The sequence below is a fragment of the Mycobacterium sp. E796 genome, assembly GCF_001672815.1.
GTDB lineage: Bacteria > Actinomycetota > Actinomycetes > Mycobacteriales > Mycobacteriaceae > Mycobacterium.
This window is the reverse complement of record NZ_LZKK01000056.1, coordinates 18267-38666: the sequence shown is the minus strand read 5'-3', so window position 1 is coordinate 38666 and position 20400 is coordinate 18267. Positions and strand designations below refer to the sequence as shown.

The following is a 20400-nucleotide window of genomic DNA, read 5'->3' as shown; positions in this document are numbered from 1 at the left end:
CCTCGGCGAACCGCAAGACGTCGCAAACCTCGTCGTCTTCCTCGCCTCGGAGGCGTCCCGCTACATCACCGGGCAGATGTTCTCGATCGACGGCGGGATGTCGGCGCACGCCGGCCTGGACACCGGCGCTTAGCGTTTCGCTGCGCGGCTTTCTCGTGCCAGCGAAACCGCAACAGCAACAGCCTGCGGTGCAGCCCAAACGACATAGTGAGCGGATCACGCCACGGCGGGGTGCCGCGAAATGTGGACAACTCATCGAATGCCATAGCGCCACTGTCGCACAGGTTTGCTCCGCGCAACGGCGAAGCCAGGCCATGCCGCCGGTGTTGTTCACGTCCATGTCGACTCCTCTTCGCCCCGCCGTTGTCGCGACGGGTGCTCAGCCGCTCGTCGGACCGAGCGCGTACGCGCCGGTTTGCGGATGGTGATACCAGCCGCTGGCGGCGTGGGTGCCGCCGTCGACGTGGATCGTCTGCCCGGTGATGTAGCGGGACGCCTCCGAGGCGAGGAAGACTGCCGCGCCCGCCATTTCGTCGACATGGCCGGCCCGCCCCATCGGGACGGTGAGGCCGAATCGCTCCTCGGATCCGGGCGGGGCGATCGCTCTGATGCCTTCGGTCAGGGTGATGTCGGGGGCCAGCGCGTTGACCCGAATGCCGTGCGGCGCGAGCTCCAACGCGGCGGTCTTGGTGTAGTTGATCACACCGGCCTTCGCCGCCGCATAAGTCGCGTAACCCGGTGCGGCGCGCACACCTTCGATCGAGGTGACGCTGATGACGCTGCCCGGCAGCTTCTGCTCCACCAGGACGCGCGCCACCCGCTGGGTGCACAGGTAGACATGGCGCAGGTTGGCCTTGTACAGCGCGTCCCAACCGTTCTCGCTGGTGTCGAGGACCCCCGACCAGAACACCCCGCCGGCGTTGTTGACCAGGATGGTCACCGTCCCCAGTTCCGCGGAGGTCTGCGCCAGCGCGGCATCCACCGCGGCGCTGTCGCGGACGTCGACGGTGAGGCCCAGCGCCCCCATCTCCTCGGCGGCCGACGCGCACGATTCGGGGTTGCGTTCCCAGATCGCGACGCGGGCGCCGAAGGCCGTCAGGCCCCGTGCGATGCCGCGACCGATGCCCGCGCCGCCGCCGGTGACGACCGCGACGCGGTCGGTCAGGAGGACGCTGGAGGGGTCGAGTGTCATGCAGCTGAATATAGAACAAACCGACGTCAAGGTTTACAGTCATTACCGTATCTGTCCGATATGTAACTAACCCCGGAGGGCCGCCATGGCCAGCACGATCTTCGTCACCGGCGCAACCGGGCAGACCGGCGGCAACGTGTGCCAGCAGCTGATCGAGCGGGGCGACCACGTCCGCGCGCTGGTGCGCGAACCCGACGACGCCGCGGCGCTGGCCGGGATCGGCGTGGAACTGGTCAAGGGCGACATCACCGACGCCGACGACGTGCTGGCCGCGTCGAAGGGCGCCGAGGCGGCCATTCACTGCGCCGCGCTGCTGGGCGGCGCGAGCCAGGACCTCGAGGACTTCAAGGCCGTCAACACGGTCGGCACCACGCATGTCCTGGACGCGGCCAAGGCCCACGGCATGCGCCGGGTGGTGGCCCTGAGCACCGCCACCTTCCTCGACCTGAGCACCGGCGTCGACTTCGAGGAGGCGCCCGTCCTGAAGAAGCCCCCGCGCGACCCGTACACCGTCACCAAGCTCGCCGCCTTCCTCGAAGCGCACCGGCGCGCTGCCGCCGGCGACGACGTGCTGACGTGCCACCCGGGCGCGATCTTCGGCCCCGGCCTGGTCGTGGCGCGGGCCCTGCACCGCACCAGCTTCAACCGGGTGCTGCTGGCCGGCATGCGCGGAAAGATCAAGCGCTATCTGGCTTTTCCCGTGACGTGGGTGGCGGGGGCTGACGTCGCGAGGGGCTCGATCGCCGCGCTGGACAAGGGGGTGGCCGGGGAGCGCTACCTGTTGGTCGGCCGTCCCGAGGACACCTTCAGCACCGCCGGCGGCATCAACCGCGCCTGCGAGATCGCCGGAATCGACCACCGCGTCGAGGATCTCGACTACCGCAGCGACCCCGAGGCGCTGACCGCCGAGTTCGGGCCCACCCTGATGGCGATCGCGGAGGCCGCGGCCAAGACCGAACGCAAGCCCAGGGCGACCGACAACCTCACGACCCGGCGCCTCGGCTACGCGCCCATGTCCTTCGATGACGGCCTAAGGCTGCTGATCTCATGGCTGCGCGAGCTCGGCAAGCTGTAGGGGTCGCCGCGGCGGACCTGTCCGATCGGATCCTCGACGCCGCGCAGCGACTGGTATTTCGGACGGGCGCCCGCAGGATGTCGCTCTCGGATGTGGCGACCCTGGCCGGAGTTTCGCGGCCCACCATTTACCGCTACTTCACGTCCAAGGAAGAACTCATCGACGCGCTGGGTAAGCGCGAGCGCCGCCGCTTCAACGACGCGATGGACGCCGCGATGTCCGGGGTCGTCGGACTCGCGCGCCTGGAGGCCGCGGTCGACGTCGTTGCGACCTTCGTCGAGGCGCAACCGCCCGGACGGCTGCTCGACCTCGAGCCGACGTTCGCCCACGACCAGATGGCCCAGGCGTTGCCGATGCTGGCCGACGGGTTGACGGCGGTCTTTCGGCGCTGCGCCCGCGAGGGGGCCTTCGCCACAACGGTGGATGCCCGCGACCTTGCGGGTGCGGTCGCGCGAACCGCGTTGAGCCACTACATATTTCCCGATACCGACCGGGCCGCGGCGCGCCGGGAGATCCGGGCCGCGGCCGGCCTTTCCGGCCGCGCATGATCGCCGCTGCGCGGCTTCATCACCTGAATCGGTCTCGCCGAATGTAGCTCGGTAGCGCGCAGCCCCAGATGCGAAGCTCGGCTGAGCCCCTGAAACCCTGTCCGCACCATGGTTGGATGGAGTCCGCGGGGAGGCACGGTTAGTTTCGCGCACGCCCAACGGGCTGAGATGGCGGCGGGTCGGCCGTCGCGATATTGCCCCTGCCACCCGACACTGAGCAACATGTTCAGAGGGGAACCCATGACCGTCCGCATCGTGCCGCTGCCGCTGTCGATCAGCAACGCCTACCTCCTACTCGGTGACCGGCCTGTCCTGGTCGATGCCGGCAAGCCGGGTGAAGAGGAAAAGCTGCTCAACTCGCTACGCCAGCACGGCATCGCGCCGTCTGATCTGTCCTTGGTGGTGCTGACGCACGGGCATACCGATCACGCCGGCAGTGTAAATGCCGTCGCGCACGCCGGGGTGCCGATCGCCATCGGCGCCGACGACGCGGGTTTGCTTGAACGTGGCGTCAACGAACAGTTACCGGTTACCGGTTTTCCCGGACGGATCTTGCGGCCCGTCATTACCCGCATGACGTTCGCCGGGGCGTGCCCGCAGGTTTTGGTTCGAGAGTCGTTGCGGCTGGACGCGTACGGAATCGGTGCCGTGATGGTGCCGGTTCCGGGTCACACCGGCGGATCCTGCGTCGTGCTGCTCGACGACGGCGACGCCATAGTCGGTGACCTGGTCCGCGGAGGCTTCGCCTTCGCCCGTATTCGACCACACCACCCTGTACGGCACTTTTTCGCCGAGGACGTCGCCGGCGTCCGTCGGGGACTTGATCAGGTGCTAGAACACGACCCGCGGGAACTGTTCGTCGGCCACGGTGGGCCGAACGTGCACGCGGCGGACGTCCGCCGTCGCCTCGATTCGATCGCCCCGCCCAACTAAGCCTCAAGCGCATCGAAAGCGGCGCCTACCAAGCACGGCTCCCGCAGGCTTCGACGAGATGGCCGACCTGATAAATGCGAACTTGGGTATCAGAGGACCCTAAGTCACTTCTTCCGGCACGGTCGGCGTTCGGCACGCACCCTACCGATTACAGTTCAGGCCCGATGTTCATCCCGGGCCACCGGAAAAGCAACGGCACCAATGTATTTGGAGAGCAGTCCGAGCGCCGTTCAGCTTGGCTTGGGTTGGCTCAGTCCAGCTGAAACTTGGTGGCGCCGAACGGTTCCGTCGTGCCGAGGGCGAACACCGTCGACGCCCTGACGCGATAGACGTGCCAGGGCGCCGGTCCCGCCGACTGGGCGCTGAACTCCGCCGTGAGCGCGTCGCCCGCCACCTTGCACGGCCATCCGCCGTCAACGAAAGCGGCTGCGACCGAGGCCAACTCACTCGTGTCGGTGACCAGCTCGGCGGTGCCCTCGACGACGAGGTCGAACGGCTCGGTGGCGACGCTGAGCGCACACCTGGGATCGCGGGCGAGGTTCCGGGACTTCCGGGTCGCGAGCCCGGAGCTGAAATACCAGCTGCCGCCGCACCGAACAATCCCGACGGCCATGACGTGCGGGCTGGCGTCCGGATTGATCGTGGTCAGCCACACCGTGTGGCGCGCCGGACCGCCGGTGCCCGGCGCCTGCGGCAGCTCACCGTCCAACACGGCCGTGACGCGGTCCCATTCAATGGTCGGTGCGCCGTATCCGTCGAGATTGCGTTCGGTGATCGTCATATCGGTATTGACCGATGCCCGAGCCGGAAGTCATCGCTCCCGCAGCAGAAACAGCCCATAGGCGGCGATCGACTGCGCGTCGACGATCACCCCGGTGCGCATCATCTCCTCGACGTCCGCGCGCGAGAACCACTCGCTGTGCATGTCCTGTTCCTCGTGCTCGCGGTCCGCCTCGCCCTCGACGATGCCGGTGGCCAGGAACGCCCAGCCGCGCTGGCTCGTCATCCCGGGGGCGACGTCGAGCAAGCCCAGCGCCTCGATCGACGTCGCGCGCAGCCCGGTTTCTTCACGCAACTCACGCTCGGCCAGCTCGTGCGGGTCGGACTCGGCGTGATCGGGGGCGCTGCCCTGCGGGAACTCCCAGCGCCGCGCGCCGAGGGGATAGCGAAACTGCTCGACCAGCCGGAATCGCTTCCCGTCGTAGGGCAGCACCAGCGCGTAAGTCGGCTTGTCGATCACTGAGTAGATGCCGGCGCTGCCGTCGGGGCGGCGGATCTGGTCCTCCCGCACCGCCAGCCATCGGTTCCGATAGATCTCGCGGGACGCGACGCATTCGATGAAGGACACGTCGCCCAGTATCACCGGTGCGGTAGCGTCCGAAGCCATGCCATCCCCCGAAGCCATCACCGAGACCGTCAAGAGCTACCTCGCGCTCGTCGCCGACGGCAAGACCGACGACATCGTCGCGCTCTACGCCGCCGACGCCACGGTCGAGGATCCGATCGGCACCGACCTTCGCCGCGGCCACGAAGCCATCCGCGAGTTCTATGCCGGATTTCAAGACGCCAAGAAGGACACGGAACTCCTCGAGATACGGGTCGGTGGCAGCGAAGCCGCATTCTTGTGGCACCTCACCCTCGACGGCGCCGACAGCCGCAGCCGGCTCTCACCGATCTCGACGATGACCTTCGACGACGACGCGAAGATCACGTCGATGCGGGCGTTCTGGTCACCGTCCGACTTCAAAGTCCTGTAGCGCCCGCGCGGTGGACTCGTGTGATGCCACCGCGACCGCGATAATGCACCGATGGCCCCTGAAGATAGGGAGATCCGCCGCTCCGGCATGCGTAGCCACATCATCGTCAGCGGTGAGGACGCGCTGGCGACCACGATCGTCGAGGAACTCAACAACGCCGGCGTCCACATCGTCAAGCTCACCAGCCCCACCGAGCTTGCCACCGCCGGCATCGCCCGTGCCCGCGCCGTGATCTGCGCCGGCGACGACGACGCGATCAACCTCGAAATCGCCCTGCTGGCAAGGAAAGCCAACCCCGATATCCGGGTGGTGGCGCGGCTGGCGAACGACGTGCTGCGCACGGCGATGGCCGCCGACAAGCGTCCCGGCGCGATTCTGGACGTCGCGGACCTCGCGGCGCCGTCCGTCGTCGAGGCCTGCCTGGCCCACACCGTGCACCCGTTCGAGGCGGCGGGCATCAAGTTCGTCGTCTCGGGCTCCGAGGCGCCGTACGACGCGACGCTGCGCGAGATCTACGGCGACCTGGCGCCCGTCGCGGTCATTCACGGCGAGAACTGCGCGACCCCGGGCCAGGTGGAGCCGTGCCCGGGCCGGGACCTGCAGGTCCACGCCGGCGACTGGACCGCGATGATCGGCACCGCCGACGAACTGGCCGCCCGCGGCATCAAGGTCCCGAAACCGACCGCCAGGCGGTCGCGCCGGGCCTGGCTGCGTCGGTTGGTCGACGCCGCCCGCGGCCTGCGTGACGACGTCAACCCGATGTTGCCGCGCGCGCTGGTGGCCGTGGCGCTGCTGCTCATCGGGTCGACGGTCGTACTGCGCTTCAGCTACCAGCCGCACCAGAAGATGACCTGGCTCGACGCGTTGTATTTCAGCACCGAGACGATCGCGACCGTCGGTTACGGCGACTTCAGCTTCCTGCAGCAGCCCACCTGGCTGCGCCTGTTCAGCATCATGCTGATGCTGGCCGGCGTGACGACCACGGCGCTGCTGGTCGCGTTCATGGCGGACCTGCTGTTGTCGCGGCGTTTTGCCCATTCGGCCGGGCGCCGGCGGGCCCGCCACCTGCACAATCACGTCATCGTCGTCGGGCTGGGGTCGTTCGGTAGCCGCGTTATCGCCGACCTGGCCGGCGCCGGCTACGAGGTGGCGGTCATCGAGCGCGACGACAACAACCGCTTCCTGTCGGCCGCCGACGACCTGGACGTGCCGGTTATCTTCGGGGATGCGACGCTGCGCCAGACGCTCGCGTCGGCCCGCGTCGACCGGGCCCGTGCGGTGGCGGTGTTGACCCAGGACGACATGACCAACATCGAGACGGGGATCGTGCTGCGCGAGATGCTCGGGCCGCGGGTGATGCCGGAGGTGGTCCGGCCCGACGTACCGATCGTGCTGCGCATCTACGACCGCGCGCTGGGGGCGGCGGTGGCGCAACGATTCGGCTTCGAGAACGTGCGCTCGACGGTCGATCTTGCCGCGCCGTGGTTCATCGGCGCCGCGATGGGGCTGCAGGTGCTGGGGACGTTCTGGGTGGGACAGCGCTCCTTCATGGTCGGCGCCATGCACGTGGCGGCCGGCAGCGAACTCGACGGGCTCAAGATGTTCGAGCTGTCCACCCAGACCCGGGTCATCGCGATCACCCGTCACGACACGCCGGTGGAACTGCACCCGCGCCGCGACGCTTGGTTGCGCGGCGGCGACACCGTCTACCTCGTCGGCCCGTATCGCGAGCTGCTGGCGACGCTGCGCAAGGGCCAGCCGCCGCAAGAGCCCGCGGCGGACGACGAGCGGGCGTCGGCTTAGTGGCGATCGCAAGCGCGGCGTAGCCGGGCGCAGCGGGTCGCCACCAATCGGACTAAACCATTGCTGCAACGTCGGCGGCGCGACGGAGCTGGTCGAGGTCCGAACTCGTCGGGATGAGCTGCACTTCGTCGGTGCCGATTCCCTCGAACTTCCGCAGCACGGCCAGCAGCTCGTCCTCGCTGCCGGCCCAGCCGGTCACGGGCGCCATGGCGTCGACGTATTCGGCCGGGATCCAGTTCATGTAGTGCAGCAGGTGGCGATGCACCTGGGCGCGGGCCTGCTCGGGCGCGCCGAACGCGAACCAGAACGACGTCACCAGGTGCGGTTTGGGCCGGCCGGCCTGGGTCCACGCCTCCCGCGCCACGTCGAACAGCTCGTCCTGCTTGGCGACGTCGAGATCCAAGGTGGTGCCGGCCAGCCCGTCGGCCCAATCCGCGGCGCTGCGGACGGTCTTGGGCCCCATGGTGCCGACGAGCAGCGGCGGGCCACCGGGCTGAACCGGGGCCGGACCGACCGGCAGCACCGACTCGGTGATCTTCTCGCCGGCCCACACCCGCTTCATCACCGCCACGCGTTCGGCCATGCCGCGCATGGTCTGCGTCGCCGGGTCGGCGCCCACTGCGTGATAGTCCTCGTGCCTGCCGCCCACGCCGATGCCCACCGTCAGCCGGCCGCCACTCAACATGTCTCCGGTGGCCAGGCCCTTCGCCAACATGACCGGATCGTGCAGCTGCGGCACGATCACCGTCGTCATCAGCCGCACCCGGGTGGTCCACGCGGCCAGCGCGCCGAGGAGCGTCAGGTTGTCCGGGTTTTCGAACGCGATGCGCTCGCCCCAGCACAGCGACGAGAACGGGCCCTCGTCGATGGCCCGCGCCCACGCCTCCAGTACCGTCGCATCCAGGTCCGGCTCCATCACCGGCATGGTCATCGCTATCTGCACAGACGCGATTCTGGCACCATGAAGCAGATGGGTTTCACGAGTACCTCCATCGCGCACGTCCGGCTGACCGTCACCGACATCGAGCGGTCACGGCGGTTCTACGAGGCCGTGTTCGGTTGGCCGGTGTTGCTCGAGGTCCCCGAGAACGCCGACGAAGCCACCCGCAACCAGTTCGGCTTCCTGTTCGGCGGCGTCATCTACGACCTGGGCGGCACGCTGCTCGGCCTGCGGCCGGTCGCCAGGGACCGCTTCCACGAGGATCGCTGCGGTCTCGACCACATCGCGTTCCGGCTCGCCAGCAGGGCCGAATTGGACTCCGCGGCCGCACATCTCGACGAGGTCGGCGTGCCGCACGAGCCCGTCAAAGACATTGGGCCGTCCTACATTCTGGAGTTCCGCGACCCGGACAACATCGCGCTGGAGCTCACGGCGCCCAAGTAGCGCTTGGCCCGTTCGCGAGGGTGCGCAAAATGTCAGCCCGCACGGCGTGTCGTTGTGCAGACACGCACGCTCGCGAGAAGCGGATGATTGAACTATGCCCATCAGTTTCAACCACACCATCGTCGCCGCGCGGGACAAGCAGGAGTCCGCGGAATTCCTCGCCGAGCTATTCGGCCTGCCGGAGCCGAAGCCGTTCGGCCACTTCATGGTTGTCGCGCTAGAGCACGGCGCCAGCCTCGACTACTCCGACGTCGCCGAGGGCGAGGAGATCCGGCGCCAGCACTACGCATTCCTGGTGTCCGAGGACGACTTCGACGCAATCTACGGCAAGATCACATCGCGCGGCCTACAACACTGGGCCGACCCGGGGGCCAACCGGCCCGGCGAGATCAACACCCGGGACGGCGGCCGCGGCGTCTACTTCCTGGATCCCTCCGGGCACGCCATGGAGATCCTGACCCGCCCCTACGGCTCGGGCGGCTAATCGCCGCGTCGCGGTGAGCCGTGCCGCGCGTGTTCCTGGCTCCGGTAGTCATCGGCCATCTGCGCGACGTGCTTGGGCAGGGCGCCGGCCGCGACGTCGGCCACCGTCGTCTCCTCCAGCACCGAACGCATGCTGGCCCGCAGCGCCCGCCACACGTCGGCCAGCGGCGCAGTGGGCCCCGAATACGGCAAATCGCCGAGCCCGATGTCGCGGACGCTGGCCAGCGGGCCATCGATGCAGCGCAGCACGTCGGCGATGCTGATCTCGTTTCCGGGCCGCGCCAATTCGTAGCCGCCCTCGCGGCCGCGATGGCTACGCACCAGGCGATCGGTGCGCAGGTTGGTGAGGATGTCGACGAGAAACTGCGGCGGTATGCCCTGGGCTTGGGCCAATTCGTCGGTCGTCACCAACGTGCCGCCGTCGACCGTGGCGAGCTGGACCATCGCGCGCACCGCGTACTCCGCCTTGGCCGACATCCGCATGGTGAGGATTGTGCCACCCCGGCAACGGCTCCTTAGGGGCGCAACTCCAGCAGGTCGATGACCCGCTGCGCGTGCTCCTCGACACCGCGATCCGGCATCAGCCGAAGATCCGGATTCTCGGGCTGCTGATACGGGCTGTCGATGCCGGTGAAGTTCTGGATTTCACCGGCGCGCACTTTCGCGTACAGCCCCTTGGGATCACGCTTCTCGCATTCATCGAGTGGCGTGTCGCAGAACACCTCGAAAAAGTCGAGGCCGGCGTCGGCATGGACCCTGCGGGCCAATTCGCGATGCTCGGCCAGCGGGCTGATCGCCGGCACCAGCACCACCTGACCGCTGTCGGCCAGCAAGGCCGCCACGTGCGCCAGCCGCCGCAGGTTCTCGGCACGGTCGGCCATGGAGAAGCCCAGGTCCGCATTCAGGCCGTGGCGCAGGTTGTCGCCGTCGAGAACGTAAGCGGCAATGCCGCTTTCGAGCAGCGTCCGCTCGACCAGCATCGCCACCGACGACTTCCCGGAGCCCGACAAGCCGGTGAACCACACGGTCTTGCCTTTCGGCCGGGCTCCTACACCGACGAGCGACTTGTGCCGCACGGTGTTCGGGCTCGCCGTCTGCGCCGCGACTTCGCGCAACACCATGCCCGCCGCCACCGTGCCGTTGGTGTTCGGGTCGATGAGGATGAACGAGCCGGTGCTGGAGTTGCGGGTGTACTCGTCGAGCAGCAGCGGCACCTGGGTGCGCAGCGAAATACGGCCAAGTTCGTTGAGCTGCAACGCCCTTGCGTCTTTGTCACGGTGCAGGGTGTTGACGTCGAGCCGGTACTCCAGCCCCGTCACACGCGCGCGGGTGGTTCGGGTGGTGTGCTTGATCAGGTAGTCGCGGCCCGGCTCCAGCGCGGAGTTGTCGGCCATCCAGCACACGGTCGCGTCGAAATCCTGCGTGACCCTGGGCTGGTTGTGGGTGCGCGCGATCATGTCGCCGCGCGAGATGTCGATGTCGTCGGCGAGGCTCACCGAGACGGCCATCGGCGGAAATGCTTCTTCCACAGGGCCATTGGGGCCCTCGATCGCGGTGATCCGGGTGGTCTTGCCGACGGGCAGCACGACCACCTCGTCGCCGGGGCGCATCACCCCGCTGGCCACGGTGCCGGCGTAGCTGCGGTGGTCGCGGTGCTCGTGGGTCTGCGGCCGGATGACGTATTGCACCGGGAAGCGCACGTCGACCAGGTTGCGGTCACCGGCGATGTAGACCTCTTCGAGGTGCGACAGCAGCGCCGGGCCTTCGTACCACGGCGAGTTGTCCGACTTGGTCACCACGTTGTCGCCGTTGAGCGCCGAGATCGGGATGGTGGCCACGTCCTGCACGTCGAGCCGGGCCGCGAAGGCGTGGAACTCGTCGCGGATCCACTCGAATCTTTCTTTGTCCCAGTCGATCAGGTCCATCTTGTTGACCGCCAGCACGATGTGCTGGATGCCGAGCAAGGAGGCCAGGAAGGCGTGCCGGCGGGACTGCTCCAGCAGACCGTGGCGGGCGTCGACGAGCACGATCACCAGCTGAGCCGTCGACGCGCCGGTCACCATGTTGCGGGTGTACTGGATGTGGCCCGGGGTGTCGGCGATGATGAATTTCCGCTTGGGAGTTGCGAAGTAGCGGTAGGCGACGTCGATGGTGATGCCCTGCTCCCGCTCGGCCCGCAGGCCGTCGGTCACCAGCGCCAGGTCGGTGTAGTCGTGGCCGCGCTCCTCCGACGCCCGCTCCACCGACGCCCACTGGTCTTCCATCACGGCCTTGGAGTCATAGAGCAGGCGGCCGATCAGGGTGGACTTGCCGTCGTCGACGGAGCCGGCGGTCGCGAGCCTCAGTAACGTTGTCATCAGAAGTAGCCCTGCCGTTTGCGGTCTTCCATTCCAGCCTCCGAGATCCGGTCGTCGGCGCGGGTCGCGCCGCGCTCGGTCAACCGCGCCACCGCCGTCTCGGCGATGACCTCGCTTACGGTCGCGGCCTCGGATTCCACGCACCCGGTGCAGGTGACGTCGCCGACGGTGCGGAACCGCACCGTTGCCTCGAACACCGGCTCGTCGGCGCGCGGCTGCATGTGCCGGTCCACCGCCAGGAGCATGCCGTCGCGCTGAAACACCTTGCGCCGGTGCGCGAAATAGATCGACGGCAGCTTGATCTTTTCGGCGCCGATGTAGGACCAGATGTCGAACTCGGTCCAGTTGGACAGCGGGAAGACGCGGATGTGCTCGCCCTTGTGGTGCCGTCCGTTGTACAGGTTCCACAGCTCGGGCCGCTGGGCCTTGGGGTCCCACTGCCCGAACTCGTCGCGGAAGCTGAACACCCGCTCCTTGGCGCGCGCCTTCTCCTCGTCGCGGCGCGCCCCGCCGAATGCGGCGTCGAACTTGTTCTCGCGGATGGCGCGCAGCAGCGTCACGGTCTGGATCGGGTTGCGCGACGGGATCGTCTCGACCACCCGTCCGGCGTCGATGTCCTCCTGCACCGACGCCACCACCAGGCGGACCCCGGCCTCCGCGACCAGCTCGTCGCGGGCGGCGATCACCTCGTCGAAGTTGTGGCCGGTGTCGACATGCATCACCGGGAACGGCAGCCGCCCTGGGTTAAACGCCTTGAGTGCCAGGTGCAGCATCACGATCGAGTCCTTGCCGCCGGAGAACAGCAGGACGGGACGCTCGAACTCCGCGGCCACCTCCCGAATGATGTGGATCGCCTCGGCCTCGAGCGAGCGCAGATGGCTCAACTCGTACTGACCGGCCGCCGGGGCCGTGTTCACAGCGCTGGTCATGGGCACCTCGTTGGATTCTTGATAAAGGTGGTCGAATTGACCATCTTTATGGTCATTGTCGTATATAGAACCAGCCGTCCCCGCCGATGTCAACGGTTTGGCGCAGGTGACAAGCACGCGACGCATTACGCCACGAGGGGTCAATTGTCTTTTGCGCCGGCGGGTGCGTGCGCGAGCATGAGCGCATGACGACTGAAACGCAGAGCGGCCGCGAAGTCATCTCGCAATTCCTCCCCCAATCGCCGTTCGTGGCGAAGCTGGGAATCGTCGCCGATCAGCTGGCCGACGACGAGGTCAGGCTGCGGCTGCCCTGGGATCCGACCAACGTCACCGTCGGCGACATGGTGCACGGCGGCGCGATCGCCACCCTGGCCGACCTGACCGTGATGGCGGCGGCGTGGTGCGGCGCGGACGCTCCCCCGTCACTGCGGGGTGTGACGGTCTCGATGGCGCTGGATTTCATGGCGCCGGCCCGGGCGTGCGACCTGATCGGGGTGGGCCGGGTGCTGCGGCGCGGCCGGTCGTTGGTCAATTGCGAGGCCGAGATCGTCGATCCGTCGGGCACCCTGGTCGCCAAGGCGTTGGCGACGTACAAGGTGGGCTAGGTTCTGCGGCGAGCAGACGCAAAGGCCCCCAAATTTGGCCCCAATTAGGGGCTTTTGCGTCTGCTCGCGCTAGAGGGTCACTTCCTCGAGCTTGCCGGTGGCGACGTCGAAGACGAAGCCACGCAGCGACACGTGCTTGGTCACGAACGGGCTGTTCTCGATGCGGCGCAGCGACTGCCGGACATCCTCGGCGGCATCTGGGAACGCCTCGGCCGCCCAGGGCGGCTTGACCCCGGTCTCGTCCTGGATGCCGCGCTTGAAGTCGTCGTCCGTGAACGTGAGCATGCCGCAGTCGCTGTGGTGGATCAGGATGATCTCGCGGGTCCCCAGCAGCCGCTGGCTGATGGCCAGCGAGCGGATGACGTCGTCGGTGACGACGCCGCCCGCGTTACGGATGACGTGGGCCTCCCCCTCATTGAGACCAAGCAGGCGATAGACGTCGAGCCGCGCATCCATGCACGCGACGACCGCGACGTGTTTGCTCGGCGGCATCGGCAGCGGGCCCGTGAAGGTGCTCGCGTATTGGGCGTTATTGGCCAGGTAGTCATCAGTAACCGTCACGAAGCCTCCTCGGGGTGTAGCGGCCTGAAAGTAGCAGCGAGCCACCCGTAATTCACGCATGAAAATCAGCCGGATCACAACGCTCCGGCCGGCTCGATAACCTGTCCCAATGCGGCACGGGCGGCTCGGTCGGGCATGATTCGTTTCCTGGCGCGCCGGTTGCTCAACTACATCGTGCTGCTGGCACTGGCGTCGTTTCTGACCTATTGCCTGACCTCGGTGGCGTTCTCGCCGCTGGACAGCCTGTTGCAGCGCAACCCGCGCCCGCCGCAGGCTGTCATCGACGCCAAGGCCCACGCGCTCGGCTTGGACAAGCCGATACCGCTCCGCTACGCGAACTGGGCCTCGCACGTCGTCCGCGGTGACTTCGGCACGACCATCACCGGACAACCCGTCGCCACCACGCTGTGGCGCCGCGTCGGGGTCAGCCTGCGGCTGCTGGTCGTCGGCTCCCTGGTCGGCACGGTGCTGGGCATCGTCGCGGGGGCGTGGGGCGCGATCCGCCAGTACCGGCTGAGCGACCGCGTCGTCACGCTGCTGGCGCTGCTGTTGCTGAGCACTCCGTCGTTCGTCATCGCCAACCTGCTGATCCTCGGCGCGCTGCGAGTCAACTGGGCCCTCGACATGCACCTCTTCGACTACACCGGGGAGACGTCACCGGGCGTGACCGGCGGGTTCTGGCCGGAGTTGGTCGACCGGTTGCGGCACCTGATCCTGCCCACGCTGACGCTGGCGCTGATGGGCGCGGCGGGATACAGCCGATATCAGCGCAACGCGATGCTCGACGTCCTCGGGCAGGACTTCATTCGCACCGCCCGCGCCAAGGGGCTGACCCGTCGCCGCGCGCTGTTCAAGCACGGGCTGCGCACCGCCCTGATACCGCTGGCCACGCTGTTCGCGTATGGGGTGGCCGGGCTGGTCGTCGGGGCCGTATTCGTCGAAAAGATCTTCGGCTGGCACGGCATGGGCGAATGGCTGGTGCAGGGCATTACGGCCCAGGACACCAACATCATCGCGGCCATCACGCTGTTCACCGGCACGGTGGTGCTGCTCGCCGGCCTGTTGTCGGACGTCTTCTACGCTGCGCTCGATCCGAGGGTGCGGGTCTCATGACGTCTCGAGTGGCTGCGGCGCAAGGGGTCTCGACGCCGGAAGGGTTCACGTCGCGCCGAACGCTGGTGCTGCGCCGGTTCGGGCGCAACCGGCTCGCGGTGGCGTCGCTGACGCTGCTGGTGCTGCTGTTCGTCGGCTGCTACGCGCTGCCGTCGCTGCTGCCCTACTCCTACGACGACCTCGATTTCAATGCGCTGCTGCAGCCGCCGAACGCCCGGCACTGGCTGGGCACCAACGCGCTGGGCCAAGACCTGTTGGCGCAGATCCTGCGGGGCATGCAGAAGTCGATGCTGATCGGCGTCTGCGTGGCGTTCATCTCCACCGGCATCGCCGCCACGGTCGGGTCGATCGCCGGCTACTTCGGCGGATGGCGCGACCGGGTGCTGATGTGGGTGGTCGACCTGCTTTTGGTGGTGCCCAGCTTCATCCTGATCGCGATTCTCACGCCGCGGGTCAAGAAGTCGTCCAGCGTCCTGCTGCTGGTGCTGCTGCTGGCCGCCTTCGGGTGGATGATCAGCTCGCGCATGGTCCGGGGCATGACGATGAGCCTGCGCGAGCGCGAATTCATCCGCGCCGCACGGTATATGGGGGTATCCAGCCGGCGGATCATCATCGGCCACGTGGTGCCCAACGTGGCGTCGATATTGATCATCGACGCGGCCCTCAACGTGGCCTCGGCCATCCTGGCCGAAACCGGCCTGAGCTTCCTCGGTTTCGGGATCCAGCCGCCCGACGTGTCGCTGGGCACGCTGATCGCCAACGGCACCCAGTCGGCGACCACCTTCCCGTGGGTGTTCCTGTTCCCGGCCGGTGTCCTGGTGCTGATCCTGGTGTGCGCCAACGTGACCGGCGACGGGCTGCGCGACGCGCTCGACCCGGGCAGCGGGCTGGGGCGCCGATGAGCCCGCTGCTGGAGGTGAGCGACCTGGCCGTCACGTTCCCGAGTGACGGCCCGCCGGTGACCGCGGTGCGCGGCATCAGCTATCACATCGAACCTGGCGAAGTCGTGGCCATGGTCGGCGAATCGGGCTCGGGCAAGTCCGTGTCGGCGATGGCGGTGGTCGGGCTGCTGCCGGAGTACGCGCGCGTGCGCGGCTCGGTCCGGTTGCAGGGCACCGAATTGCTGGGACTCGGCGACGATGCGATGTCAGGATTCCGCGGCAAGACCGTCGGCATGGTCTTCCAGGATCCGATGTCGGCGCTGACGCCGGTGTACACCGTCGGCGACCAAATCGCCGAGGCGATCGAGGTCCACCAGCCGCGCGTCGGGCGCAAGGCGGCTCGTCTGCGCGCGGTCGAACTGCTTGAACTAGTTGGCATTTCGCAGCCCGAGCGGCGCGCCCGGGCGTTTCCGCACGAGCTGTCCGGCGGCGAACGGCAGCGCGTGGTCATCGCGATCGCGATCGCCAACGACCCGGACCTGTTGATCTGCGACGAACCCACCACCGCGCTGGACGTCACGGTGCAGGCGCAGATCCTGGAGGTGCTCAAGACGGCCCGCGACGTCACCGGCGCCGGGGTGCTCATCATCACGCACGACCTCGGCGTGGTCGCCGAGTTCGCCGACCGGGCGCTGGTGATGTATGCCGGGCGGGTGGTGGAGTCGGCCGCTGTGAGCGACCTGTACCGAGCGCGCCAGATGCCTTACACCGTCGGCCTGTTGGGGTCGGTGCCCCGGCTGGACGCACCGCAGGGCACCCGGCTGGTGCCCATCCCCGGCGCGCCGCCGTCGCTCGCGGGGCTGGATCCGGGCTGCCCCTTCGCGCCGCGCTGCCCGCTGGCCATCGACGAATGCCGCTCCGCCGAACCGGAATTGATCGAGGTCGGCGTCGATCATCGGGCCGCCTGCATCCGCACCGATCAGGTCGGCGACCGCAGCGCCGCGGATATCTACGGCGTCAACACCTCCGCGCGCGTCGAGCCGACTCCTCGTGACTCTTCGGTCGTGGTCCGGGTGCGCGACCTGGTCAAGACCTACCGGCTGACTAAGGGCGTCGTGTTCCGCCGCGCCGTCGGCGAGGTCCGAGCCGTCGACGGCATCAGCTTCGAGCTACGGCAGGGCCGCACCTTGGGCATCGTCGGCGAGTCCGGTTCGGGCAAGTCGACCACGCTGCACGAGATCCTGGAACTGGTTGCGCCGCAATCCGGTTCGATCGAGGTGCTGGGCAACGACGTCGCCTCGTTGAGCCCGACGCGCCGGCGGGAGCTGCGCCGCGACATCCAGGTCGTGTTCCAAGACCCGGTGGCGTCGCTGGATCCGCGGCTGCCCGTATTCGAGCTGTTGGCCGAACCGTTGCGGGCCAACGGCTTCGACAAGAACGCGACGTTCGCCCGGGTGGCCGAGTTGCTGGAGATCGTGGGCCTGCGCCGTGCGGACGCGACCCGCTATCCCGCCGAGTTTTCCGGTGGGCAGAAGCAGCGCATCGGCATCGCGCGGGCGCTGGCGCTGCAGCCCAAGATCCTGGCGCTCGACGAGCCGGTGTCCGCCCTCGACGTCTCCATCCAGGCTGGGATCATCAACCTGCTGCTCGACCTGCAGGAGCAATTCGGCCTGTCGTACCTCTTTGTTTCCCACGACCTTTCGGTGGTCAAGCACCTCGCGCACGACGTGGTGGTGATGTATGCCGGCGCCATCGTGGAGCAGGGCGACAGCGAGCAGCTGTTCGCCAATCCGCAGCACGATTACACGCGGCGGCTGCTGGGCGCGGTGCCCCAACCGGATCCGGGGAAGTATGTCTAGGGCCCTGGCCGTGTTGGTGGTCGCCGCGTTGGTGCTCACCGGATGCTCGCCGGCCATCGACCTGACGCCCACCACGGGCAACAAGGCCTCGATCGGCACCACCAGCGACGTCAACCCGCGCGATCCCGCAACGCTGCGGGACGGCGGCAACCTGCGGCTCTCGCTCAGCGACTTTCCGCCCAACTTCAACATTCTCAGCATCGACGGCAACTCGGCCGAGGTCGCCTCGATGATGAAGGCGACCTTGCCGCGGGCGTTCGTCATCGGTCCGGACGGCTCGACCACCGTCGACACCGACTACTTCACCAGCGTCGAGCTCACCGGGACCAACCCGCAGGTGGTCACCTACACGATCAACCCCAAGGCCGTGTGGTCCGACGGCGCGCCGGTCACCTGGCAGGACATCGCCAGCCAAATCCACGCCCTCAGCGGCGTCGACAAGGCCTTCGAGATCGCCGGATTCAGCGGCGCCGACCGCGTCGCGTCGGTCACCCGGGGGGTCGATGACCGGCAGGCCATCATGACGTTCGCCAAGCCGTACGCCGAGTGGCGCGGCATGTTCGCGGGCAACGGCATGCTGCTGCCGGCCAGCATGACCTCCACGCCGGAGGTGTTCAACAAGGGCCAGCTCGACGGACCGGGCCCGACGGCCGGGCCGTTCATCGTGTCGTCGCTGGACCGGACGACGCAGCGAATCGTGTTGACCCGCAACCCGAAATGGTGGGGCGCACGCCCGCGGCTGGACAGCATCACCTACCTGGTGCTCGACGACGCCGCCCGGCTACCGGCGCTGCAGAACAACACGATCGATGCGACCGGGATCGGCTCCGTGGACCAGCTGACGATTGCCCAACGGACCAAGGGCATTTCGATACGGCGGGCCCCCGCGCCGAGCTGGTCGCACTTCACCTTCAACGGCGCCCCCGGGGCGATCTTGGAAGACAAGGCATTACGGGTCGCCGTGGCCAAGGGCATCGACCGCCAGACCATCGCCAAGGTCGTCCAGTACGGCCTCACCAGCAACCCGGTGGCGCTGGGCAACCACATCTACGTCGCGGGCCAACAGGGCTACCAGGACAACAGCTCCGTCGTGCCCTACGACCCGGCCGCGGCGAGCCGGGAACTCGACGCACTGGGGTGGAAGCGGGGCGGACAGTTCCGCGAGCGCGACGGTCGCCAGCTGGTCATCCGCGACCTGTTCTACGACGCGCAGGGCAGCAAGGTGTTTGCGCAGATCGCCCAGCACAGCCTCGCCCAGATCGGCGTCAAGCTCGAACTCGTCGCGCGGTCGGGCAGCGGCTTCTTCACCAACTATGTCAACGTCGGGGCCTTCGACATCGCTCAGTTCGGCTGGCTCGGTGACGCGTTCCCGCTCTCGTCGCTGACGCAGATCTACCAGTCCGACGGGGCAAGCAACTTCGGCAAGATCGGCAGCCCGGAGATCGACGCCGCGATCGAGCGGACGCTCGAAGAACTCGATCCCGGGAAGGCGCAGGCGTTGGCCAACGACCTCGACAAACTCATCTGGGCGGAGGGATTCAGCCTGCCGCTGACCCAATCCCCCGGTGACGTCGCGGTGCGCAGCACGCTGGCCAACTTCGGCGCGGCCGGCCTGGGCGACCTGAACTACACCGCGATCGGGTTCATGCGGACCTGACCCGCCGCCGCAACGGCGCGGGGACCCGCAGGGCCGGCAGCGCGCCCTCGGCGATGGCGGCAAGCTCGATCGCCTTCCACAGCAAGCGGACCGACGGCCGCGGCGGCAGCTCGTCCAGCGCCGGCGCCTGGGCGGCCAGGCCCTCGAATTCGCCGCGGCACACCGCGCCGGCGATGGCCAGGACCGCGGGCTCGCGAAAGTCCAGCGCGCTGTGGGCCATGGTGGGGAGCTTGAGCAGCTGCGCGTTGGGAATCAGGGACGCCACCCGCTGGGCGACCGGCGGCGGCGTGATGAGATCGCGGCCACCGGAGATCACCGCGGTGGGCCAGCCGAATTTCGGCATCTCGGCCGGCAGGTCGTATGGCTCATCCTCGAACGTTGCCGTCTGGGTGCGGCTTTCGCGTTCGGCCACGGCCGGGTCCAGCGGCAGGCCGTCGGGCTCGGCGGCATAGTCGAGTTCGCGGAATGCGATGCGGCTCACCAGGTCTTCCTCGTAGCGGTACGGCAGGTTAGAGAGGGTCGCGAATCGGGACAGCGCCCACCACAACACCTTTCGGTCGTCGAGCAGCAGGTCGAGTTGCCGGTCGAGCAGCGTCGCCCCGCCATGGCCGTAGATCGTCGCGACGACCTGGGTGGCCGCCGCCGTCATAACGCCGGCATCGACGAGCTTGCGGACTTTCGGTGCGAGCGGGGCGGTTTCGGGACTGTCACCCCTGAGCAGCAGCCGGCGGATCGCGCGGCGCACGATCACGATGTCGTGGCGCGACAGCAGCGGCGAATCGAGGACCATCGCATGCACCCGGCCCGGGTGGCGCACGCCAACTCCGGCGGCGATGTAAGTGCCGTACGACGCTCCGTAGATGACGGCCGAGTCCACGCGCGCGTCGTCGAGCACAGCGGCCACGTCGTCGACGACCTGATTGACCGTGAGGGCATCGGGCGGCAGGTCTGCACCGGAGTCGTCGTGACGCGACATCCCCACGCCGCGATGCTCGATCATGATGACGTCGAGGCCCGCGGCGGCGGCCCGGCGCCGCAGCCCCTTGTACATCTGGACCGACGCGACTCCCGGGCCGCCCGGGATGATCACCAGCGGGTGGGCGGACTTGCGGCCGCCGCGCACGTAGTAGAGATCGAACTCTTCGGTGCTACCCGGCGCGACCGGCCGACGCACCGCCCGCACGCCGGGCAGCGCGGCCAGCTTCTCTTGCTGCCGACGCCGTTTCGAGTTCATGGTCATAGCGCTCCACCGAGACAAATACC

General features: G+C 68.1%; 21 protein-coding genes and 1 pseudogene. 13 read left to right on the top strand and 9 right to left on the bottom strand.

Annotation, left to right across the window (positions count from 1 at the left end):
• Positions 1 to 133 (top strand): SDR family oxidoreductase (locus A5706_RS34755; RefSeq protein ID WP_156766958.1); only part of this gene is annotated, 133 nt, incomplete at its 5' end.
• Positions 134 to 379: 246 nt separating this feature from the next.
• Here the strand turns inward: A5706_RS34755 and A5706_RS05355 are convergent.
• On the bottom strand, positions 380 to 1192 hold the full coding sequence (locus tag A5706_RS05355; RefSeq protein ID WP_068127823.1) for an SDR family NAD(P)-dependent oxidoreductase: 813 nt from the start codon (positions 1190 to 1192) through the stop codon (positions 380 to 382).
• Positions 1193 to 1277: 85 nt separating this feature from the next.
• On the opposite strand from A5706_RS05355, the gene A5706_RS05350 reads away from it, so the two are divergent.
• From A5706_RS05350 to A5706_RS05340, 3 genes are all read left to right on the top strand, one after another.
• Entirely contained in the window at positions 1278 to 2267 is a 990-nt protein-coding gene (locus A5706_RS05350) for an NAD-dependent epimerase/dehydratase family protein (protein WP_068127820.1), read from the top strand.
• A complete protein-coding gene (locus A5706_RS05345; protein WP_068127816.1) occupies positions 2240 to 2815 on the top strand; it encodes a TetR/AcrR family transcriptional regulator in 576 nt (191 codons plus the stop codon). Before A5706_RS05350 ends, A5706_RS05345 begins: the two co-directional genes overlap by 28 nt.
• Positions 2816 to 3055: 240 nt before the next feature.
• Positions 3056 to 3748, top strand: coding sequence for an MBL fold metallo-hydrolase (locus A5706_RS05340; RefSeq protein ID WP_068127813.1), 693 nt, complete (start codon positions 3056 to 3058; stop codon positions 3746 to 3748).
• 250 nt (positions 3749 to 3998) lie between these two features.
• On the opposite strand, the gene A5706_RS05335 is transcribed toward A5706_RS05340, so the two are convergent.
• Positions 3999 to 4529 (bottom strand): pyridoxamine 5'-phosphate oxidase family protein, encoded by a 531-nt coding sequence (locus A5706_RS05335; RefSeq protein WP_068127810.1) that lies wholly within the window; start codon positions 4527 to 4529, stop codon positions 3999 to 4001.
• 30 nt (positions 4530 to 4559) lie between these two features.
• Complete coding sequence (locus tag A5706_RS05330) at positions 4560 to 5135, bottom strand: NUDIX domain-containing protein (RefSeq protein ID WP_082964205.1); 576 nt, start codon at positions 5133 to 5135, stop codon at positions 4560 to 4562.
• Here A5706_RS05330 and A5706_RS05325 point away from each other — a divergent pair.
• Positions 5134 to 5505: a nuclear transport factor 2 family protein gene (locus tag A5706_RS05325; RefSeq protein ID WP_068127806.1), complete on the top strand. Its 372-nt coding sequence runs from the start codon at positions 5134 to 5136 to the stop codon at positions 5503 to 5505. The genes A5706_RS05330 and A5706_RS05325 overlap by 2 nt on opposite strands.
• A gap of 87 nt (positions 5506 to 5592) precedes the next feature.
• Positions 5593 to 7308: an NAD-binding protein gene (locus A5706_RS05320; RefSeq protein ID WP_068127803.1), complete on the top strand. Its 1716-nt coding sequence runs from the start codon at positions 5593 to 5595 to the stop codon at positions 7306 to 7308.
• A 52-nt stretch (positions 7309 to 7360) separates the two neighbouring features.
• Here A5706_RS05320 and A5706_RS05315 read toward each other — a convergent pair whose 3' ends face one another.
• Positions 7361 to 8239 carry an LLM class flavin-dependent oxidoreductase gene (locus tag A5706_RS05315; RefSeq protein WP_068127800.1) on the bottom strand — a complete coding sequence of 293 codons (879 nt, stop codon included), beginning with the start codon at positions 8237 to 8239 and terminating at the stop codon, positions 7361 to 7363.
• Positions 8240 to 8278: 39 nt separating this feature from the next.
• Here A5706_RS05315 and A5706_RS05310 point away from each other — a divergent pair, with 39 nt between their 5' ends.
• A complete protein-coding gene (locus A5706_RS05310) occupies positions 8279 to 8692 on the top strand; it encodes a VOC family protein (protein ID WP_068127835.1) in 414 nt (137 codons plus the stop codon).
• A 94-nt stretch (positions 8693 to 8786) separates the two neighbouring features.
• Entirely contained in the window at positions 8787 to 9176 is a 390-nt protein-coding gene (locus A5706_RS05305) for a VOC family protein (RefSeq protein WP_068127797.1), read from the top strand.
• On the opposite strand, the gene A5706_RS05300 is transcribed toward A5706_RS05305, so the two are convergent.
• The 3 genes and pseudogenes from A5706_RS05300 to cysD form a co-directional block, all read right to left on the bottom strand.
• Positions 9173 to 9658: an RrF2 family transcriptional regulator gene (locus A5706_RS05300; protein ID WP_068127793.1), complete on the bottom strand. Its 486-nt coding sequence runs from the start codon at positions 9656 to 9658 to the stop codon at positions 9173 to 9175. The two genes, A5706_RS05305 and A5706_RS05300, sit on opposite strands and share 4 nt — an antisense overlap.
• A gap of 32 nt (positions 9659 to 9690) precedes the next feature.
• On the bottom strand, positions 9691 to 11532 hold the full coding sequence (gene cysC / locus A5706_RS05295; RefSeq protein WP_068127789.1) for an adenylyl-sulfate kinase: 1842 nt from the start codon (positions 11530 to 11532) through the stop codon (positions 9691 to 9693).
• Positions 11532 to 12517: pseudogene (cysD, locus tag A5706_RS05290) on the bottom strand (sulfate adenylyltransferase subunit CysD). Before cysD ends, cysC begins: the two are co-directional and overlap by 1 nt.
• A 129-nt stretch (positions 12518 to 12646) precedes the next feature.
• On the opposite strand from cysD, the gene A5706_RS05285 reads away from it, so the two are divergent.
• A complete protein-coding gene (locus A5706_RS05285; protein WP_068127832.1) occupies positions 12647 to 13066 on the top strand; it encodes a PaaI family thioesterase in 420 nt (139 codons plus the stop codon).
• Positions 13067 to 13135: 69 nt separating this feature from the next.
• On the opposite strand, the gene A5706_RS05280 is transcribed toward A5706_RS05285, so the two are convergent.
• Positions 13136 to 13627, bottom strand: coding sequence for a carbonic anhydrase (locus A5706_RS05280; RefSeq protein ID WP_068127829.1), 492 nt, complete (start codon positions 13625 to 13627; stop codon positions 13136 to 13138).
• Between the two features lie 135 nt (positions 13628 to 13762).
• On the opposite strand from A5706_RS05280, the gene A5706_RS05275 reads away from it, so the two are divergent.
• The 4 genes from A5706_RS05275 to A5706_RS05260 are packed head-to-tail and all read left to right on the top strand — an operon-like array spanning position 13763 to position 19137.
• Positions 13763 to 14740 carry an ABC transporter permease gene (locus A5706_RS05275; RefSeq protein ID WP_068127782.1) on the top strand — a complete coding sequence of 326 codons (978 nt, stop codon included), beginning with the start codon at positions 13763 to 13765 and terminating at the stop codon, positions 14738 to 14740.
• Positions 14737 to 15642 (top strand): ABC transporter permease, encoded by a 906-nt coding sequence (locus tag A5706_RS05270; RefSeq protein WP_068127779.1) that lies wholly within the window; start codon positions 14737 to 14739, stop codon positions 15640 to 15642. Before A5706_RS05275 ends, A5706_RS05270 begins: the two co-directional genes overlap by 4 nt.
• Positions 15639 to 17480: an ABC transporter ATP-binding protein gene (locus tag A5706_RS05265; RefSeq protein ID WP_068127777.1), complete on the top strand. Its 1842-nt coding sequence runs from the start codon at positions 15639 to 15641 to the stop codon at positions 17478 to 17480. The genes A5706_RS05270 and A5706_RS05265 overlap by 4 nt, the downstream gene beginning before the upstream one ends.
• Complete coding sequence (locus tag A5706_RS05260; protein WP_068127774.1) at positions 17473 to 19137, top strand: ABC transporter family substrate-binding protein; 1665 nt, start codon at positions 17473 to 17475, stop codon at positions 19135 to 19137. Before A5706_RS05265 ends, A5706_RS05260 begins: the two co-directional genes overlap by 8 nt.
• On the opposite strand, the gene A5706_RS05255 is transcribed toward A5706_RS05260, so the two are convergent.
• Positions 19124 to 20377 carry an alpha/beta hydrolase gene (locus A5706_RS05255; RefSeq protein ID WP_068127771.1) on the bottom strand — a complete coding sequence of 418 codons (1254 nt, stop codon included), beginning with the start codon at positions 20375 to 20377 and terminating at the stop codon, positions 19124 to 19126. The genes A5706_RS05260 and A5706_RS05255 overlap by 14 nt on opposite strands.
• Between the last annotated feature and the right edge of the window lie 23 nt (positions 20378 to 20400).

Bases quoted from the DNA above. Each gene is read 5' to 3' on its own strand.
- A5706_RS05355 (WP_068127823.1), bottom strand. From the start codon at position 1,192: ATGACACTCGACCCCTCCAGCGTCCTCCTGACCGACCGCGTCGCGGTC.
- A5706_RS05350 (WP_068127820.1), top strand. From the start codon at position 1,278: ATGGCCAGCACGATCTTCGTCACCGGCGCAACCGGGCAGACCGGCGGC.
- A5706_RS05345 (WP_068127816.1), top strand. From the start codon at position 2,240: ATGGCTGCGCGAGCTCGGCAAGCTGTAGGGGTCGCCGCGGCGGACCTG.
- A5706_RS05340 (WP_068127813.1), top strand. From the start codon at position 3,056: ATGACCGTCCGCATCGTGCCGCTGCCGCTGTCGATCAGCAACGCCTAC.
- A5706_RS05335 (WP_068127810.1), bottom strand. From the start codon at position 4,529: ATGACGATCACCGAACGCAATCTCGACGGATACGGCGCACCGACCATT.
- A5706_RS05325 (WP_068127806.1), top strand. From the start codon at position 5,134: ATGCCATCCCCCGAAGCCATCACCGAGACCGTCAAGAGCTACCTCGCG.
- A5706_RS05330 (WP_082964205.1), bottom strand. From the start codon at position 5,135: ATGGCTTCGGACGCTACCGCACCGGTGATACTGGGCGACGTGTCCTTC.
- A5706_RS05320 (WP_068127803.1), top strand. From the start codon at position 5,593: ATGCGTAGCCACATCATCGTCAGCGGTGAGGACGCGCTGGCGACCACG.
- A5706_RS05315 (WP_068127800.1), bottom strand. From the start codon at position 8,239: ATGACCATGCCGGTGATGGAGCCGGACCTGGATGCGACGGTACTGGAG.
- A5706_RS05310 (WP_068127835.1), top strand. From the start codon at position 8,279: ATGGGTTTCACGAGTACCTCCATCGCGCACGTCCGGCTGACCGTCACC.
- A5706_RS05305 (WP_068127797.1), top strand. From the start codon at position 8,787: ATGCCCATCAGTTTCAACCACACCATCGTCGCCGCGCGGGACAAGCAG.
- A5706_RS05300 (WP_068127793.1), bottom strand. From the start codon at position 9,658: ATGCGGATGTCGGCCAAGGCGGAGTACGCGGTGCGCGCGATGGTCCAG.
- cysC (WP_068127789.1), bottom strand. From the start codon at position 11,532: ATGACAACGTTACTGAGGCTCGCGACCGCCGGCTCCGTCGACGACGGC.
- A5706_RS05285 (WP_068127832.1), top strand. From the start codon at position 12,647: ATGACGACTGAAACGCAGAGCGGCCGCGAAGTCATCTCGCAATTCCTC.
- A5706_RS05275 (WP_068127782.1), top strand. From the start codon at position 13,763: ATGATTCGTTTCCTGGCGCGCCGGTTGCTCAACTACATCGTGCTGCTG.
- A5706_RS05270 (WP_068127779.1), top strand. From the start codon at position 14,737: ATGACGTCTCGAGTGGCTGCGGCGCAAGGGGTCTCGACGCCGGAAGGG.
- A5706_RS05265 (WP_068127777.1), top strand. From the start codon at position 15,639: ATGAGCCCGCTGCTGGAGGTGAGCGACCTGGCCGTCACGTTCCCGAGT.
- A5706_RS05260 (WP_068127774.1), top strand. From the start codon at position 17,473: ATGTCTAGGGCCCTGGCCGTGTTGGTGGTCGCCGCGTTGGTGCTCACC.
- A5706_RS05255 (WP_068127771.1), bottom strand. From the start codon at position 20,377: ATGACCATGAACTCGAAACGGCGTCGGCAGCAAGAGAAGCTGGCCGCG.